The 15,965-nt window shown below is 66.8% G+C and carries 16 protein-coding genes; 2 read left to right on the top strand and 14 right to left on the bottom strand.

The features are described from left to right. Positions 1-10: 10 nt before the first annotated feature. From ACZZZN_RS09495 to ACZZZN_RS09520, 6 genes are all read right to left on the bottom strand, one after another. Positions 11-1,330: a citrate synthase gene (locus ACZZZN_RS09495; RefSeq protein WP_463504912.1), complete on the bottom strand. Its 1,320-nt coding sequence runs from the start codon at positions 1,328-1,330 to the stop codon at positions 11-13. Positions 1,331-1,475: 145 nt separating this feature from the next. Continuing rightward, positions 1,476-2,588 carry a succinyldiaminopimelate transaminase gene (gene dapC, locus ACZZZN_RS09500; protein WP_463504913.1) on the bottom strand — a complete coding sequence of 371 codons (1,113 nt, stop codon included), beginning with the start codon at positions 2,586-2,588 and terminating at the stop codon, positions 1,476-1,478. 3 nt (positions 2,589-2,591) lie between these two features. Next, a complete protein-coding gene (gene fdxA, locus ACZZZN_RS09505) occupies positions 2,592-2,912 on the bottom strand; it encodes a ferredoxin (RefSeq protein ID WP_463504914.1) in 321 nt (106 codons plus the stop codon). 9 nt (positions 2,913-2,921) lie between these two features. Further along, positions 2,922-3,365 (bottom strand): histidinol dehydrogenase, encoded by a 444-nt coding sequence (locus tag ACZZZN_RS09510; protein WP_463504915.1) that lies wholly within the window; start codon positions 3,363-3,365, stop codon positions 2,922-2,924. A gap of 60 nt (positions 3,366-3,425) precedes the next feature. Further along, positions 3,426-3,740 carry an AzlD domain-containing protein gene (locus ACZZZN_RS09515; RefSeq protein WP_463504916.1) on the bottom strand — a complete coding sequence of 105 codons (315 nt, stop codon included), beginning with the start codon at positions 3,738-3,740 and terminating at the stop codon, positions 3,426-3,428. Further along, the gene (locus ACZZZN_RS09520; protein WP_463504917.1) at positions 3,737-4,447 is read right to left on the bottom strand and encodes an AzlC family ABC transporter permease; all 711 of its coding nucleotides are present in this window, start codon (positions 4,445-4,447) and stop codon (positions 3,737-3,739) included. The genes ACZZZN_RS09515 and ACZZZN_RS09520 overlap by 4 nt, the downstream gene beginning before the upstream one ends. A gap of 92 nt (positions 4,448-4,539) precedes the next feature. Between ACZZZN_RS09520 and ACZZZN_RS09525 the strand changes: the two genes are divergently transcribed. Continuing rightward, positions 4,540-5,088: a helix-turn-helix domain-containing protein gene (locus ACZZZN_RS09525; RefSeq protein ID WP_463504918.1), complete on the top strand. Its 549-nt coding sequence runs from the start codon at positions 4,540-4,542 to the stop codon at positions 5,086-5,088. A gap of 2 nt (positions 5,089-5,090) precedes the next feature. Here ACZZZN_RS09525 and ACZZZN_RS09530 read toward each other — a convergent pair whose 3' ends face one another. The 4 genes from ACZZZN_RS09530 to typA all read right to left on the bottom strand — a co-directional run bounded on the left by ACZZZN_RS09530 (position 5,091) and on the right by typA (position 10,876). Then, entirely contained in the window at positions 5,091-6,731 is a 1,641-nt protein-coding gene (locus tag ACZZZN_RS09530) for an MFS transporter (RefSeq protein ID WP_463504919.1), read from the bottom strand. A 33-nt stretch (positions 6,732-6,764) separates the two neighbouring features. After that, positions 6,765-7,778, bottom strand: a complete 1,014-nt coding sequence (gene glsA / locus ACZZZN_RS09535; RefSeq protein ID WP_463504920.1) for a glutaminase A — start codon at positions 7,776-7,778, stop codon at positions 6,765-6,767. 132 nt (positions 7,779-7,910) lie between these two features. Continuing rightward, positions 7,911-8,792 carry an aggregation-promoting factor C-terminal-like domain-containing protein gene (locus ACZZZN_RS09540; protein ID WP_463504921.1) on the bottom strand — a complete coding sequence of 294 codons (882 nt, stop codon included), beginning with the start codon at positions 8,790-8,792 and terminating at the stop codon, positions 7,911-7,913. A gap of 170 nt (positions 8,793-8,962) precedes the next feature. Next, on the bottom strand, positions 8,963-10,876 hold the full coding sequence (gene typA, locus ACZZZN_RS09545) for a translational GTPase TypA (RefSeq protein ID WP_463504922.1): 1,914 nt from the start codon (positions 10,874-10,876) through the stop codon (positions 8,963-8,965). Between the two features lie 76 nt (positions 10,877-10,952). On the opposite strand from typA, the gene ACZZZN_RS09550 reads away from it, so the two are divergent. Further along, a complete protein-coding gene (locus ACZZZN_RS09550; protein ID WP_463504923.1) occupies positions 10,953-11,762 on the top strand; it encodes a CPBP family intramembrane glutamic endopeptidase in 810 nt (269 codons plus the stop codon). A gap of 27 nt (positions 11,763-11,789) precedes the next feature. Here ACZZZN_RS09550 and ACZZZN_RS09555 read toward each other — a convergent pair whose 3' ends face one another. The 4 genes from ACZZZN_RS09555 to ACZZZN_RS09570 are packed head-to-tail and all read right to left on the bottom strand — an operon-like array spanning position 11,790 to position 15,889. Continuing rightward, positions 11,790-12,353: a PH domain-containing protein gene (locus ACZZZN_RS09555; RefSeq protein ID WP_463504924.1), complete on the bottom strand. Its 564-nt coding sequence runs from the start codon at positions 12,351-12,353 to the stop codon at positions 11,790-11,792. 2 nt (positions 12,354-12,355) lie between these two features. Beyond that, a complete protein-coding gene (locus ACZZZN_RS09560; protein WP_463504925.1) occupies positions 12,356-14,029 on the bottom strand; it encodes a dipeptide ABC transporter ATP-binding protein in 1,674 nt (557 codons plus the stop codon). Then, entirely contained in the window at positions 14,026-14,970 is a 945-nt protein-coding gene (locus ACZZZN_RS09565; RefSeq protein WP_463504926.1) for an ABC transporter permease, read from the bottom strand. The genes ACZZZN_RS09560 and ACZZZN_RS09565 overlap by 4 nt, the downstream gene beginning before the upstream one ends. Then, the gene (locus ACZZZN_RS09570) at positions 14,963-15,889 is read right to left on the bottom strand and encodes an ABC transporter permease (RefSeq protein WP_463504927.1); all 927 of its coding nucleotides are present in this window, start codon (positions 15,887-15,889) and stop codon (positions 14,963-14,965) included. The genes ACZZZN_RS09565 and ACZZZN_RS09570 overlap by 8 nt, the downstream gene beginning before the upstream one ends. Positions 15,890-15,965 lie beyond the last annotated feature (76 nt).

Raw genomic sequence — 15,965 nt, forward strand, 5'->3', positions numbered from 1 at the left:
CTGACCGGCGTCAGCGCGTCTGGAAGGTGCGCTCCGGGGACCCCGTGTAGAGCTGCTGCGGGCGACCGATCTTCGTCTGCGGGTCGAGCTGCAACTCACGCCACTGCGCGAGCCATCCGGGCAGTCGCCCGATGGCGAACAACACGGTGAACATGCGCGTCGGGAAGCCCATGGCCTTGTAGATCACGCCGGTGTAGAAGTCGACGTTCGGGTACAGACGACGCTCCTTGAAGTAGTCGTCGGCGAGGGCGAGCTCCTCGAGCTCCTGAGCGAGATCGAGCAGCGGGTCGGTGACGCCGAGCTCTGCGAGCACTTCGCCGGCCGCTTCCTTGACGAGCTTGGCGCGGGGGTCGTAGTTCTTGTAGACCCGGTGCCCGAAGCCCATCAGCTTCACGCCCTCTTCCTTGTTCTTCACCCGCTCGACGAAGCGCGAGACGCTCTGACCGGAGTCGCGGATCTGACCGAGCATGGTGAGCACGGCTTCGTTCGCCCCGCCGTGCAGGGGGCCGGAGAGCGCCTGGATGCCCGCGGAGACCGAGGCGAACTGGTTGGCACCGGTCGACCCGACGAGGCGCACGGTCGAGGTCGAGGCGTTCTGCTCGTGGTCCTCATGCAGGATCAGCAGAAGCTCGAGCGCCTTCGACATGACCGGGTTGACCTGGTACTCCTCGGAGTGCACACCGAAGTTGAGCTTGAGGAAGTTCTCCACGAATCCGAGGGAGTTGTCGGGGTAGAGGAACGCCTGTCCGACGCTCTTCTTGTGCGCGTATGCCGCGATGACCGGCAGCTTGGCGAGCATGCGGATCATGTTGAGCTCGACGTGCTCGGGGTTGTGCGGGTCGGTCTGACCCTCGTAGTAGGTCGAGAGGGCGGCCACCGCAGAGGACAGCACCGACATCGGGTGCGCCGTGTGCGGGAGCGCCGAGAAGAAGCGCTTGAGGTCCTCGTGCAGCAGCGTGTGGCGACGGATCTTCTCGTCGAACTCTGCGAGCTCGGCAGCCGACGGAAGCTCTCCGTAGATCAGGAGCCAGGCCACTTCGAGGTAGCTGGTGTTGCCGGCGAGCTGTTCGATCGGGTATCCGCGATAGCGAAGGATACCCTTGTCGCCGTCGATGAACGTGATGTCCGACTTGGTGGATGCCGTGTTGACGAATCCGTAGTCGAGTCCCGTGTACCCGGTCTGACGGGTCAGCGTCGAGAAGTCGATGCTGTCGTTCCCCGCCGTGCCGCGCACGAGCGGGAATTCTGCGGTCGTATCACCGATCGTCAGCTTCGCCGTCGCCTGCTGCTCTGCCGCTGCGCTCACGCGGGCCTCCTCGTGGATGTTCATCAAAGCCGGATGTGGCGATGTCACGGCGCTGTGCGCCGGGCCGAATCGAGATCATCGATACACGACCGAATCGCCTTTACAGCCTAGTAGGCACACCGGCCTACTGTGACATCAGACAAAAGAATGGCAGCGGTAGGGAGGGAACCTACAGAGCCTGCGCGTGCAGGCGACGAGCCCCCTCGGCGATCCGTTCGGACGGAGCGGTGAGGGCGAGACGCACGTGCTGGCTCGAGTACGGGCCGTAGAAGGGGCCAGGGCCCGCGAGGATGCCGAGATCGGCGAGCCGCGCGATGCTGACCCACGCGTCCTGCCCCTCGGTGGCCCACAGGTACAGACCCGCCTCTGAACCGTCGATGCGGAATCCTGCTGCCTCGAGCGCGGGACGCAGGGTGTCGCGCCGGTGCCGGTAGAGCTCCTTCTGCGCCGCGACATGCTCGTCGTCTCCGAGGGCGACGACCATCGCGTGCTGCACGGGCTCAGGCGGCATCAGACCGAGGTGCTTGCGCGCCGTGAGCAGTTCACCGACGATGCGCGCGCATCCGGCCACGAACGCCGCTCGGTATCCGGCGAGGTTGGACTGCTTGCTCAGCGAGTACACGCTGAGCAGATTCGCCCTGCTGCCTTCTGTGACGCGCGGGTCGAGAATCGACGGGATCGCTTCATCCGCCCACGGCCCGTCCCACCCCAGCTCGGCATAGCACTCGTCGCTGGCCAGCACGGCGCCGATCTCGCGGGCGCGACGCACCGCAGCAGCGAGCTCGTCGACGGTCCAGGTGCGTCCGTCCGGGTTTCCGGGAGTGTTGATCCAGATGAGCTTCGCGCCCTCGGGCCACTCGGCCGGATCGTCGGCCGCCAGGGGCGTGGCGCCGACGACGCGTGCGCCGACCTCGTAGGTCGGGTAGGCGATGCGTGGATGCACCACGATGTCGCCCTCCCCCAGGCCCAGGAGCGTCGGCAGCAGAGCGACGAGCTCCTTCGAGCCGATGGTCGGGAGTACGTTGGCGACCGTGAGATCGGACACGCCTCGACGGCGTGCGTACCAGTCGACGATCGCCTCTCGCAGAGCCGGGGTTCCGACCGTCTGCGGATACGCATGAGCGTCGGTCGCCTCGGAGAGCGCCCTGCGGATCAACTCAGGAGTCGGATCGACCGGCGACCCCACGGAGAGATCGACGATGCCCTGCGGATGCAGAGCCGCACGCTCTCGGTAAGGGACGACCGCATCCCATGGATAGTCGGCCAGGTCGCGGACGCTCACGGACTAGTCGCCCTGGGGCGGCAGCGCAGCGATGACCGGATGATCGTGCGCGATGACACCGACCTTGGCGGCACCGCCGGGGGATCCGACTTCGTCGAAGAACTCGACGTTGGCCTTGTAGTAGTCCTGCCATTCGTCGGGCAGGTCGTCTTCGTAGTAGATGGCCTCGACGGGGCAGACGGGCTCGCAGGCACCGCAGTCGACGCATTCGTCGGGGTGGATGTACAGCGAGCGTTCGCCCTCGTAGATGCAGTCAACGGGGCATTCGTCGATGCAGGCGCGATCCTTGACATCGACGCACGGAAGGGCGATCACATACGTCACCCCCTCAGTCTACGACTCGCGAACGCCGCCATCTCCCAGGGGCGCGCTCGCGGGAGCCGAAGACGGCCTCTCGTGCGCGGCGGTCGTCTGGATCTGCATTCGCGAGAGCGACGGCCAGGCGACGGCGAGGAGGACGAGACCGGCGACGAGGTAGATCCAGATGCGGCCGCTGAGAGTGTCCTGCACGACGACCGAGCCACCGGGCCCGACGCCGGAGATGAGCACGACCATACCGACCATGCCGAGCCCCGCGGCGAGCGTCGCGCCTCGATCGTGGGTGAGCGAACGGATCGCGACGAGAATCGCGCCGCACGCCACGGCACCCACGATGAGCCCGACGGGAACCGGGCCCCACATCAGACTGTGGCCGATGGTCCCCGCGACGCCGAAGACACCGCCGACCAGGGCCGCAGCGATCCAGGAGAGCACCCGGGAGATCCATCCGATACGCACGAGACGATCCTACGCGCGCCCGGCCGAGGCCGTGTCACGCGGCCACGCGGCCGCACCGATTCAGGCGGCGAGAGCGAAGAGACGAAGAAGCGCAGCGACTGCCGCCGCGGCGACGACCACCACGAGGAACGGCTGTCTGAGCCACAGCAGCCCCGCTGCGACGAGCAGCGCCGGCACTCGCGCGTCGACCATGACCGCCTGCCCCGCACCCACCGTCTGCACGGCGACGAGGGCAGCGAGCAATGCGACTGTGAGCAGGTCGGTCACGCGGGCAGGACGCGGCTCTTCGAGCACCGAGGGAGGAACGAGGTAACCGACCGCCTTGAGGGCGAGGCAGATGACGGCGGCGAGGAGTACAGCACTCCAGACGCTCACGACGCCTCCCCCTTCGCCTCCGGAACCGCGCCGGCTTCCCGGCCCCACCAGTTGAACCAGCCGACGACGATCGCCACGATCGCGGCGACGAGAACGGGAAGGCCGGGCATGATGAACGGGGTCAGAGCAGCAGCGACGACGGCCGCCGCTATGCCCACCACGATCGCCTGACGCTCTTTGAGTCTCGGCCAGAGCAGCGCGAGAAAGGCCGCGGCCGCCGCAGCATCCAGGCCCCAGGCCTTCGGGTCGCCCAATACGTCTCCCACGAGCGCGCCGACCAGGGTGGTGATGTTCCAGCCGAGGAAGATCCCGACACCGGTGACCCAGAACCCGACCCGGCGCAGTCTCGGGTCTCCTTGAGCGATCGAGACGGCCGTCGACTCGTCGATCGTGAAATGCGCGGCTGCGACGCGGCGAGCGCGAGACGTGCCGACGATGGGCGACATGCGCATGCCGTAAGCGACGTTGCGCACGCCCAGGAGCCCGGCCGAGGCGATGGCGGAGGGAAGTGCGGCGACCCCTCCCGCGGCGAAGACGCCGACGAACGCGAACTGCGAGCCGCCGGTGAACATGAAGAGACTGAGCACGCACGTCTGCCAGACATCGAGTCCGGACGCCACGGCCAGTGCGCCGAAGGATACTCCGTACGCGCTTGTCGCGAGAACGACTCCGAGCGCCTCGCGCCAGACCTCACGCTCGGCGCTCACGACAGACCGTTCGATGAAGTGAACACACGCTGATCATTCTGAACATCACCCGGAGGATAGTCAAGCGAACGATCGTTTGACAGGATGAACACATGGAGGAACTACGAACGCGCATCGCCCGCACGCTGCGTCGAGAACGCGAAGCTGCCGGAATCTCCGTCTCGGAGCTCGCTCGCCGGGCGGGAATATCGAAGGCGACGGTCTCGCAGCTCGAGTCAGGCTCGGGCAACCCCAGCGTCGAGACCCTGTGGGCGCTGGGAGTGGCGCTGGATGTGCCGTTCGCCGTTCTCGTCGATCAGCAGTCCAACGCGCCCACGCTCATTCGCGCGGATGCTCTCGCCGGGGTCCCGTCAGCCGCTGCCGCATACAGCGCGACGCTGCTCTCGGCGAGCCCGCCGGGAGCACGCCGTGATGTGTACCTCATCCAGGGGGAGCCCGGCGATCCGCGCCGCTCAGCACCCCATCACGCCGGGACGACCGAGCACGTCATCATCGTGTCCGGCCAGGCGCACGTCGGCCCCGTGGGCGAGCCCGTGCTGTTGAACCCCGGCGACTACCTCTCGTACCCGGGCGACGCCGCGCATGTGTTCGACGCGACCGAGCCGCACACCAGCGCGGTCCTCATCTCCGAGCTGCGCTGATCTCACTCAGCACCCGAAGCGGGCGAAGGATCGGGGATCTCGTCGGGCTTGTAGCGCGGCAGCCTCGATGCGGGCAGGATCGCCACAGCGCTGATGCCCGCGAGGATAAGCAACCCGAGACGAAGCGTGCCGAGTCGGGCCTCCTCGTTCACGGCCACGGCCGCGTCCACCTCTGCGGGCGTCGCATCGGTCCCCTCCAGCACGGCACGCAGATCATCGTTGCTGACGAAGTTCACGGCATCGAGGTCGACCTGGGCCACGAGGTCCGGCGGCAGCTCGGGATTCTCCACCACCGCACGGCCGATGCTCAGCCCGAGCAACGACACCAGGAGCGCACCGGCCAGCGCGGTGCCCACCGCCGAAGCGAGATTCTGCGTCGTCCCACGCAGCGAGCCGACGTCGCCTGCCAACTCCGCCGGGGCGGAGGTCACCAGGACGTTGAACACGAGCGTGACTAGAGCACCCTGACCGATGCCGAACACGACGAGGCCGAGGATGGTCGGCAGCGTCTCCCAGTTGTTGTTCACCACGAAGGAGAGCCACACGAGCGCTGCAGTGGTGAGGATGAACCCGAAGATGCCGATCACCCTCGGCGGATACCTCTTGTAGAAGCGCACCACCAGGGTGGCCGTGATGAACACCGTGAGGTTGAACGGCATCATGGCGAGCGACGTGTCGAACGGCGTGCGCCCCTGCACGATCTGGATGTACAGCGGAATCGTGAAGTTCACACACGCCTCGAGCGCGACCACGATGAACATCGCGTAGACGGCTGCTCGCTCCTTCGACGAATCCAGCACACTCAGATCGATGAGCGGCACCTTGCCCTCGGCCATCCGCCTGCGCGTCCACAGGAAGAAGCACTGGCCGAGAACGACACCCACGAATATGAAGAGCGGGGCAGGCGAGAGCCCGAGGATGCTGAAGGGCGCCGCCTCGGTCGCAGTGATCGCCCCCCATCCGTTGAGGTTGTTGAATCCGAGCGTCAGGAGCACGATCGCGGCGCCGATGAGCAGGGACGCCACGAGATCGATGCGGATCGACGCGTCACCGCGATCGCCGCGGAGAGTGAAGCTGAAGGCGAAGACGATCACGGCGATGCCGAACACGATGAAGAACATCGGCCGCCATCCGACGAGCGTGCCGAGCGTGCCGCCGATCAGGAATGCGGTCACCCCCGAGATGGCGCGAGCCGATCCGATCGCGCCGATCGCGGTGGCCTGCTGCGTGCCCCGGTAGTTCTCCGCGATCAGCGCCACGATCGACGGCACGATGATGGCGGCCGCCGCACCGGCGACGGCCTGCCCCGCGATCGCCCAGCCGACGCTCGGCGCGAAGATCATAAGCACCGCTGATGCGGCGAAGAGCACGATGACCACGCGGAAGATGAGCACCCACCCCACCCGCTGGCCGAGCTTCGCACCCGTCATGACGAGTGCGGCCACGGCGAGCCCGTACATGACGATCGTGGTGCTCGCGACGGTCGGCGGCACACCGAACTCGTCGACGATGCCGCCGAGGGATATCGGGAGAGCCGCCACGTTGAACGACATCAGCACCTGGGCGAGGAAGAGACTGACCAGCGGCATCCAGGATGCTGTCGTCGACGTGGACGTGGATGAAGAGGGAGCGGGAGTCGTCATTGCGGTGTCCTCTGAACGAGTGCCTGTCGGAGGTCAGTTGTCGGCGCGCGCCGGCACCGCCGGAGCCGAGGCGAAGAGATTCAGGCCGAGCGATCGCGAGAGATGCCCGATCGCGAGCTGGGAGCGCACCGAGTTGCCCGCGTGATCGAGCCGAGGCGAGAAGCCGGCCACGGCCCCCTTGCCGGGCGAGACGGCGACGATCCCGCCGGCCACCCCGGACTTCGCCGGCAATCCGATCTCGAACAGCCACTCCCCCGAGCGCTCGTACAGCCCGGTCGAGGCCACGACCGCGAGCGTGTCCCGGCACACGTCAGCCGAGACCACACGTTCACCGGTGATCGGATTCACCCCGCCGTCAGCGAGGGTCGCGCCCATCACCGCCAGATCGTGAGCCGTGACGCTGAGCGCGCACTGACGTGTGTAGACATCGACGACCTCGTCGGGGTCGCCCTCGAGCCGCCCATAGCTGCGCAGCAGCCGCCCGATCGCACGGTTGCGGTCGTTCGTCTCGGCCTCGGACGAGTACACGACCCCGTCGAGGCTCAGCGGTCGCCCTGCGAATGCCGAGAGTCCGTCTCGGAGGCGCTCCCACTGCTCGACGGCGGTGCTCCCGGGCATGAGTGCCGTGGTGGCGATCGCCCCTGCGTTCACCATCGGGTTCATGGGGTGGCCCCCGTTGAGCTCGATCGCGATCACCGAGTTGAACGGCAGACCGGTGTTGTTGACGCCCACCAGTTCCCGCACACCCTCGTGACCGTGTTCCTCGATCGCGAGCGCGTAGACGAACATCTTCGAGATCGACTGGATCGAGAAGCTGTGCAACGCGTCCCCGGCGTCGTGCAGTCCACCGTCCGACTCGATGAGAGCGAGTCCGAAGAGCTCCGGATCGACCTCAGCGAGGACGGGGATGTAGTCGGCTACTGCTCCGCTCGACTCCCCCGCATACAGGCGGTGAGCCTCGCGGACGAGTTCGTCGACGCGCTCCCACCCCGGGAGCCCGCCGGTCGAGACGGCCTGCGTGATGCCGGTGAGCGCAGCCGGGTCCATTCGTCCTCCTCAGAATCGACGACGCCCCAGCCATCTCCGCTCACCGTAACGGCACAGAAGGCCCCCTGCCTAGAGCAGGGGGCCTTCATGCCGAAATACTGGTGCGCTCGCGGCGCGAGAGATTCCGTCGGATCAGTACCAGTTCACGGCCTGCGAATGCGACCAGGCGCTGCAGGGGGTGCCGTACACCGACGAGATGTAGCCGAGGCCCCAGGAGATCTGGGTGGCAGCGTTGGTCTGCCAATCGCTGCCGGCCGAGGCCATCTTGCTGCCCGGAAGCGCCTGCGGGATGCCGGTCGCTCCGCCGGACGAGTTGTACGCCTGGTAGTTCCAGCCCGACTCCTTCGTCCACAGCGAGTTCAGGCACGAGAACTGGTCGTCGCCCCAGCCGTACTGGCTGGACGCCATGCTTCGTGCCGTCGACTTCGCCCCGTCGACCGTGTTCGCCTGCGCGAGCGCTTCAGCCGCGGCCGCCGCTTCTGCGGCCGCCTGCTCGGCGGCGGCCTTGGCCTGCTGTGCCGCGTCGTACGTCGACTGCAGCGCCGCCGTGTTCGCCACGACCGCCTCGGTGCCGATGACGGTGTATGCCTCGAGACTGCTGAGCTCTCGTTCGCTCAGGGAGTCGCGGTCGGAGAGCTGCCCGATCCACGCCGTCAGGTCCTGGGTCTCGACGGCGGCGGGGGCACCGGCCAGATCGATCCCCGAGGACGCGACCTCGGCGGTCTTCGCGTCGGCTGCAGAGATCGCATCCTTCGCGAGCTTGATGGTGATCGCGGAGTCATCGACGGTCTTCTGCAGCGGGTCGGCGCCGGTGACGAGGGCTGCGACATGGTCCACGGCGTCGGGCAGCTCGGCGGCGGCGGCGGGAGCCGCGACGATTCCGAGCGTGAGGGCAGCCCCGAGGACGCCACCGGTCACAGAACCGAGGATCCAGCGGGAGCGGCGGGATTTCGCAGCGGCACCAGCGGATGCCGCCTCAGAGGCGCGCCGAAGCGCACGGGAGTTATGAAGCATGAATCGACTTTCGGGTCGTCGTGCGCCCGTCACAGGACCCTCATCGGGAGTCGGCCCCAGGCGCAAGGTAACGATTCTGCAACATATGACCTGAGTGAAACATGAGAAAGGGGCCCTGCATCGCTCTCAGGCGATGCAGGGCCCCTTTATCGAAGCCGGCGTGGGACGACTCAGGCGTTGGCGTCCTGACGCTTCAGGCGTGCCGTCTCGCGGGCGCGGGTGTTCGCATCGAGGTTGACCTTGCGGATGCGCACGACCTCGGGCGTGACCTCGACGCATTCGTCGTCACGAGCGAACTCGAGGCTCTCCTCGAGCGTCAGCTGACGCGGGGGCGTCATCGACTCGAAGGTGTCGGAGCTCGCCGCACGCATGTTGGTGAGCTTCTTCTCCTTCGTGATGTTGACGTCCATGTCGTCGGCGCGGGAGTTCTCGCCGATGACCATGCCCTCGTAGACCTCCTGCGTCGGCTGCACGAAGAACGACATGCGCTCCTGCAGGGCGATCATCGCGAACGGAGTGACGACACCCTGGCGGTCGGCGACGATCGAGCCGTTCTGACGGGTCGTGATCGAACCAGCCCACGGCTCGTAGCCGTGCGAGATCGCGTTGGCGATACCCGTGCCGCGCGTCGTGGTGAGGAACTCGCTGCGGAAGCCGATCAGACCGCGCGAGGGGACGATGAACTCCATGCGCACCCAGCCGGTGCCGTGGTTGGTCATGTTCTCCATGCGGCCCTTGCGGTTCGCGAGAAGCTGCGTGATCGCGCCGAGGTGCTCTTCCGGCGTGTCGATCGTGAGGTGCTCGAACGGCTCGTAGGTCTTGCCGTCGATCTTCTTCGTGACCACCTGCGGCTTGCCGACGGTGAGCTCGAAGCCCTCTCGACGCATGTTCTCGACGAGGATCGCCAGTGCGAGCTCGCCGCGGCCCTGGACCTCCCAGGCGTCGGGACGCCCGATGTCGACGACCTTGAGCGAGACGTTACCGATGAGCTCCTTGTCGAGACGGTCCTTGACCATGCGAGCGGTGAGCTTGTGGCCCTTGACCTTGCCCATGAGCGGCGAGGTGTTCGTGCCGATCGTCATCGAGATGGCGGGGTCGTCGACCGTGATCGCGGGAAGCGGGCGCACATCCTCGGGGTCGGCGATGGTCTCACCGATCGTGATGTTCTCGAAGCCGGCGATGGCGACGATGTCACCGGGGCCTGCGGACTCGGCCGGGTAGCGCTCGAGTGCACGGGTCTTGAGCAGCTCGGTGATGCGTGCGTTCTGGTGCGTGCCGTCAGCACGGACCCAGGCGACGGTCTGGCCCTTCTTCAGCGTGCCGTTGAAGACGCGAAGCAGTGCGAGGCGCCCGAGGAAGGGGCTGGAGTCGAGGTTGGTGACCCAGGCCTGCAGCGGGTGCTCGTCATCGTACGCCGGAGCGGGGACGTGCTCGAGGATCGCCTCGAACAGCGGCTCGAGGTCGTCGTTGTCGGGCAGCGAGCCGTCGGCGGGGCGGTTCCGCGATGCGGCGCCGGCGCGACCGGAGGCGTAGACCACCGGCACGTCGAGCAGAGCGTCGACGTCGAGGTCGGGCACATCGTCGACGAGGTCGGACGCGAGACCGAGCAGCAGGTCGTGAGCCTCTTCCTCGACCTCGGCGATGCGAGCGTCGGGGCGGTCGGTCTTGTTGACCAGGAGGATGACGGGGAGCTTCGACTCGAGTGCCTTGCGCAGCACGAAGCGGGTCTGCGGGAGCGGGCCCTCGCTCGCGTCGACGAGCAGCACGACGCCGTCGACCATCGACAGGCCGCGCTCGACCTCACCACCGAAGTCGGCGTGGCCGGGGGTGTCGATCACGTTGATCGTGATCTCCTTGCCGTCCGCGTGCTTGCCCTTGTAGGTGATCGCCGTGTTCTTGGCGAGGATCGTGATGCCCTTCTCACGCTCGAGGTCGTTCGAGTCCATCGCGCGCTCATCGACGTGGGCGTGTTCACCGAACGAGCCGGTCTGGCGGAGCATCGCGTCGACGAGGGTGGTCTTACCGTGGTCGACGTGCGCGACGATTGCGACGTTGCGGAGGTCAGAGCGAAGGGCGTGCGCCATGCAGATGTCCTAAAGAGTGTGGGTTTTTGCCGAGAAGCCGACGTTCCAGACTATCGTATGTCGCGAATCCGTTCCTGTGCGCCGGAAGTACGATCATGATCGTGACCGTCTCCGACCTCTCCCCGCCCCCTCACGCGCGCGCATCTGGTGGGAGATCGCCATCGTGCTGGCGCTGGGACTCGGGCAGTCTGCCGTGTACGCGATCGTGCAGCTCGCGTACCGGCTCACGGATGACACACCGTTGGCCGATCAGACGGCGAGCCTGAATCCGTCCCGCAGCGATCGAGAGATCTTCGACCTGATCTATCAGGTCCTGTCGATCGGGTTCTCGCTGGTACCTGTGCTGCTGGTCTGCTTCCTGCTCTGGCAGTCGTCGAAGCCGCATCTCGGTCGGCTCGGTCTCGACGGCACCCGTGTCGGTGCTGACATCGGACGCGGCGTCCTGCTCGTCGCGGCCATCGGCATCCCCGGGCTCGGGCTCTACCTGGGCGGAAGAGCCATGGGGCTCTTCGTCGCTGTGGACCCCTCGGGCGAGGGCGCGCACTGGTGGACCGTGCCGATCCTTCTCCTCGCCGCGGCCCGTGCATCACTGCAGGAGGAGTTCGTGGTGCTGGGATATCTGTTCGCGCGCCTGAAGCAGCTCGGGTGGGGTCCGTGGACCATCATCCTGACGACGTCGCTGCTGCGCGCGAGCTATCACCTGTACCAGGGCCCAGGCGCGTTCATCGGCAACTTCGCGATGGGCCTGCTCTTCGGCTGGCTCTTCATGCGGACCGGTCGGCTCATGCCGTTCCTCGTCGCGCATTTCCTGATCGACGCGACCGTGTTCGTCGGCTATCCGTGGGCCGCGAGTGCGTTCCCCGCACTGTTCGGGCTTCCGGGCTGAGACGGCCCCGGAAACGCGCGTCGGCGGTCAGGAGCCGGCGATGAGGACCGACGCCACAGCCCAGACCACGATGACGGCGAGGGCGATGAGCGCCGGAGAGTCCCAGGAACGACGAATCGGAGCATCCGCGCTAGCGGGTGCGGACTGCCACCGATCACGGATGTCGGTCAGGTCGCGGAGTCCCGCCGGGGCCTTGGCCTCGTCATCGCCGGTGGTGGCGCGTCGCACCGGACGCGCCCGCGCCGGCCCGCCGTAACAGGAGAGGTCGGTGCCGTCGTCGAGCGAGAACAGCAGCTGCCAGCGGAGGTCGATGTCGCGCACGCGGCTCCAGCCGAAGGACGTGCGACGCAGCATGTTCTGCACCGTCGCTCCCTCACCGTCGACGCGGACGACCGAGACGAAGGTGATCTCGTACACGACCCAGAGCCCGAGCAGCACCCACGGGGCGAGCAGGAGCATCTGCCCCCAGCCGGCTCGCACGACTGCGTCGCCGAGCAGGAACAGCGCGAGCAGGGAGCACAGCACGAGGGAGACAGGCCCGGAGGCCGCACGGAATGTCCGCGCGGCCTCCGGTCGAGGGTCGGTGCTCACTCTCAGTGACCGCCGAGGGTGATCGACGCACCCGGGATCGCCTTGAGCAGACGATCCGTGTACTCCTGCTGCGGGTTCGCGAAGATCTCGTCGACAGTTCCCTGTTCGACGATCTTGCCCTTCTCCATCACGCACACGAGGTCGCTCGACACACGGACGACGGCGAGGTCGTGCGTGATGAACAGGTACGTGAGCCCGAGTTCCGACTGGAGCTCGGCGAGCAGCTGCAGCACCTGGTCCTGCACGAGCACGTCGAGCGCCGACACGGCCTCATCGAGGACGATGATGTCGGGCTTGAGCGCGAGAGCGCGGGCGATGGCGACACGCTGCCGCTGTCCGCCCGAGAGCTCATTCGGATACCGAGTGGCGAGCACGCGCGGCAGCGACACCTGGTCCAGAAGCTCCTCGACGCGTTCGCGGCGCGACGCACCGTCGCCCACTCCGTGGATCTGGAGCGGCTCGGCGATCGTGTTGCCGATGTTGCGCAGCGGATCGAGCGACCCGTACGGATCCTGGAAGACCGGCTGCATGCGCCGGCGCAGACCGAACGCCTGGGCGTTCGACAGCTTCGACACATCCTGGCCGTCGATCTCGATCGTGCCACTGGTGGGCTCTTCGAGCTTCAGCACCATCTTCGCGACGGTGGACTTGCCGGAGCCCGACTCTCCCACCAGCGCGAGCGTCTTGCCGCGAGGGATCTCGAAGGACACGTTGTCGACCGCCCGGAATGCTTCGCTGCGGAAGTTTCCCTGACGGATCTTGTAGTCCTTGGTGAGTCCTGCCACACGCACGGTCGGCGGGGTGGCGGAGAGGTCTTCGAGCGTCTCGATCCCCCGGTCCTCCACCACAGCCTGGATGCGCTGCGACGCCACGCTCGGCGCTGCCGACACGAGACGCTTGGTGTACGGGTGCTGCGGGTTCTCGAGGATCTCGCGGCTCGGACCGGCCTCGACGATGTTGCCGCCGTTCATCACGATGATCTTGTCGGCACGCTCGGCAGCGAGGCCGAGGTCGTGCGTGATCAGGAGCACCGAGGTGCCCTTGTCGCGAGTGAGCGAGGCCATGTGATCGAGGATCACGCGCTGCACGGTCACGTCGAGAGCCGAGGTCGGCTCGTCGGCGATGAGCAGCTTCGGGTCGGCCGCGAGGCCCATCCCGATCAGCGCGCGCTGACGCATGCCACCCGAGAACTGGTGCGGGAACTGGTGCAGACGCTTCTCGGCGTCGGCGAGCCCGGCCTGCTGCAGAACTTCGACCGTGCGCGCCTTGGCGGCGTCGCGACCCCGGGCGATGCCGTTCGCACGGATCGCCTCCTTGACCTGGAACCCGATGCTCCACACCGGGTTGAGGTTGGACATCGGGTCCTGCGGCACGAAACCGATGTCCCGACCGCGCACGGCTTCGATCTCACGACGGCTGAGCGTGGTGAGCTCGCGACCGTCGAGAGTGACCGATCCGGCAGTGACCTGGCCCGTGCCGGGGAGCAGGTTCACGATGGCCGTGGCCGTCGTGGACTTGCCGGAACCCGACTCGCCCACGATCGCGACGGTCTCGCCGGGCATGATGTCGAAGCTGACTCCGTGGAGGACTTCGCGCAGGCCCTCCTGCGTGCGGAACGCGACGGTGAGGTCGCGAATGCTCAGCAGCGGGACCTGTTCGGTGATTCGCTCGCTCATCGGCGTGCCCTCGCCTTCGGGTCGAGGGCGTCTCGGATGAGCTCGCCCAGGGTGACGAACGCCAGCACCGCGAGGGTGAGGGCGATCGACGGATAGATGAGGGCCATCGGCGCGACCCGCAGCGATGCCTGCGCCTTGGCGATGTCGTTACCCCACGACATCACGTCACTGCCGAGACCGACCCCGAGGAACGAGAGCGTCGCCTCGGCGACGATCGCTGCCGCGAGTCCGAGAGTCGACACCACGAGCAGCGGTGCGATCGCGTTCGGGACGACATGGTTCAGGAGGATCTTGAACTTCGACTGGCCGAGCGCCTGGGACGCCATCACGAAGTCGGCCTGTCGCACCCGGAGCACTTCGGCTCGAACGACTCGCGCCGTAGAGGCCCACGCGAATGCGCCGATCGCGAAAGCGAGAGTCCAGACCGAACGTGCATCCCGGAACACGGTCATCACGACCACGGCCGCGAGGATGTACGGGATCGCGAAGAAGATGTCACCGATGCGCGACAGCAGACCGTCGAGCCATCCTCCGTAGAAGCCCGCGAGGGCTCCCATGATCAGGCCGAGGACCGACGAGATCACCGTGGCGATCAGGCCGACCGCCAGCGACGTCTGGGATCCCCAGACGATGCGCGCGTAGATGTCACAGCCCTGGAAGGTGAACCCGAGCGGGTGGCCCGCGGTCGGGCCGCCGTTGCTGTTCGACAGCTGGCAGTCGTCGTTCGGCGGGGTCGCGGTGAACAGAGTCGGCCACAGTGCCATCACGAGGAAGAAGAGCGCGAGGGCGATGGAGAACCAGAACAGCGGACGGCGACGCAGGTCGAACCAGGCGTCCCTCCAGAGGTTGCTGGGCTTGTCCGAGATGCGAACGGCATCGACGGCGATCGACTCGGTCTCGACCGGGGCGACGTAGTGCTTCTGGTTGGTGGGATCAGGCATAGCGAATCCTCGGGTCGAGCAGACCGTAGAGCAGGTCGATGAGAAGGTTCACCAACACGTACAGGATGACGAAGACCGTCACGAACGAGACGACCGTGGGTCCCTCGCCGCGCTGGATCGCCTGGAACAGCGTGTTGCCGACGCCGGGCACGTTGAAGATGCCCTCGGTGACGGTCGCGCCGACCAGCAGCACACCGAAGTTCGTCGCGGAGTTGGTGATGACGGGGATCAGCGAGTTGCGCAGCACGTGCACGGGGAGCACGCGGCCCCGCGACAGACCCTTGCTGTAGGCGGTGCGCACCCAGTCCTGGTTGAGCGTGTCGATGACGGAGCTGCGCATCAGACGCATGCTGACGGCATAGAGGCTGAAGCCGAGCACGATCGCCGGGAGCCACAGGCCGCCCCAGTCATTGTCGGCTCCGACTGTGGGCTTGAACCACCCGAGCTGGATCGCCAGGAAGTACTGGGCGAGGAACGCCACGACGAAGATCGGGATAGCGATCGCGACGAGGGCGACGACCAGCGATACGTTGTCGAACAGCTTGCCCTTACGCAGCGCCGAGATCGTTCCGATGATGATCGCGAGCACGAACTCGATGGCGATGGCCATCACTGCGAGGCGTCCGGTGACGGGAAGCGTCGCGGCAAGGACGTCCGACACCGGCCGACCGGAGTAGGTGGTGCCGAGGTCGCCCTGGAACACACCGGTGATGTAGTACCAGTACTGCACGAGGAACGGCTCGTTCAGGTGGTACTGCTCCCGCAGCTGCTCGAGGACCGCCTCATTGGGGGTCTTGTCCCCGAACAGGGCGAGGATCGGGTCGCCGGGCATGGCGAACACCAGAAAATAAATGAGCAGGGTGGCTCCGAAGAAGACCGGGATCACCTGCAGTAGACGTCTCAGAATGTAACCGAGCATCCGCTTGTCCCTTCTTTGAGGGGAAAGAAAGTGAGGCGAACACAGCCTGTGAGGCGGTGACGAAGAATCGTCACCG

Source organism: Microbacterium sp. AC145 (assembly GCF_979258505.1).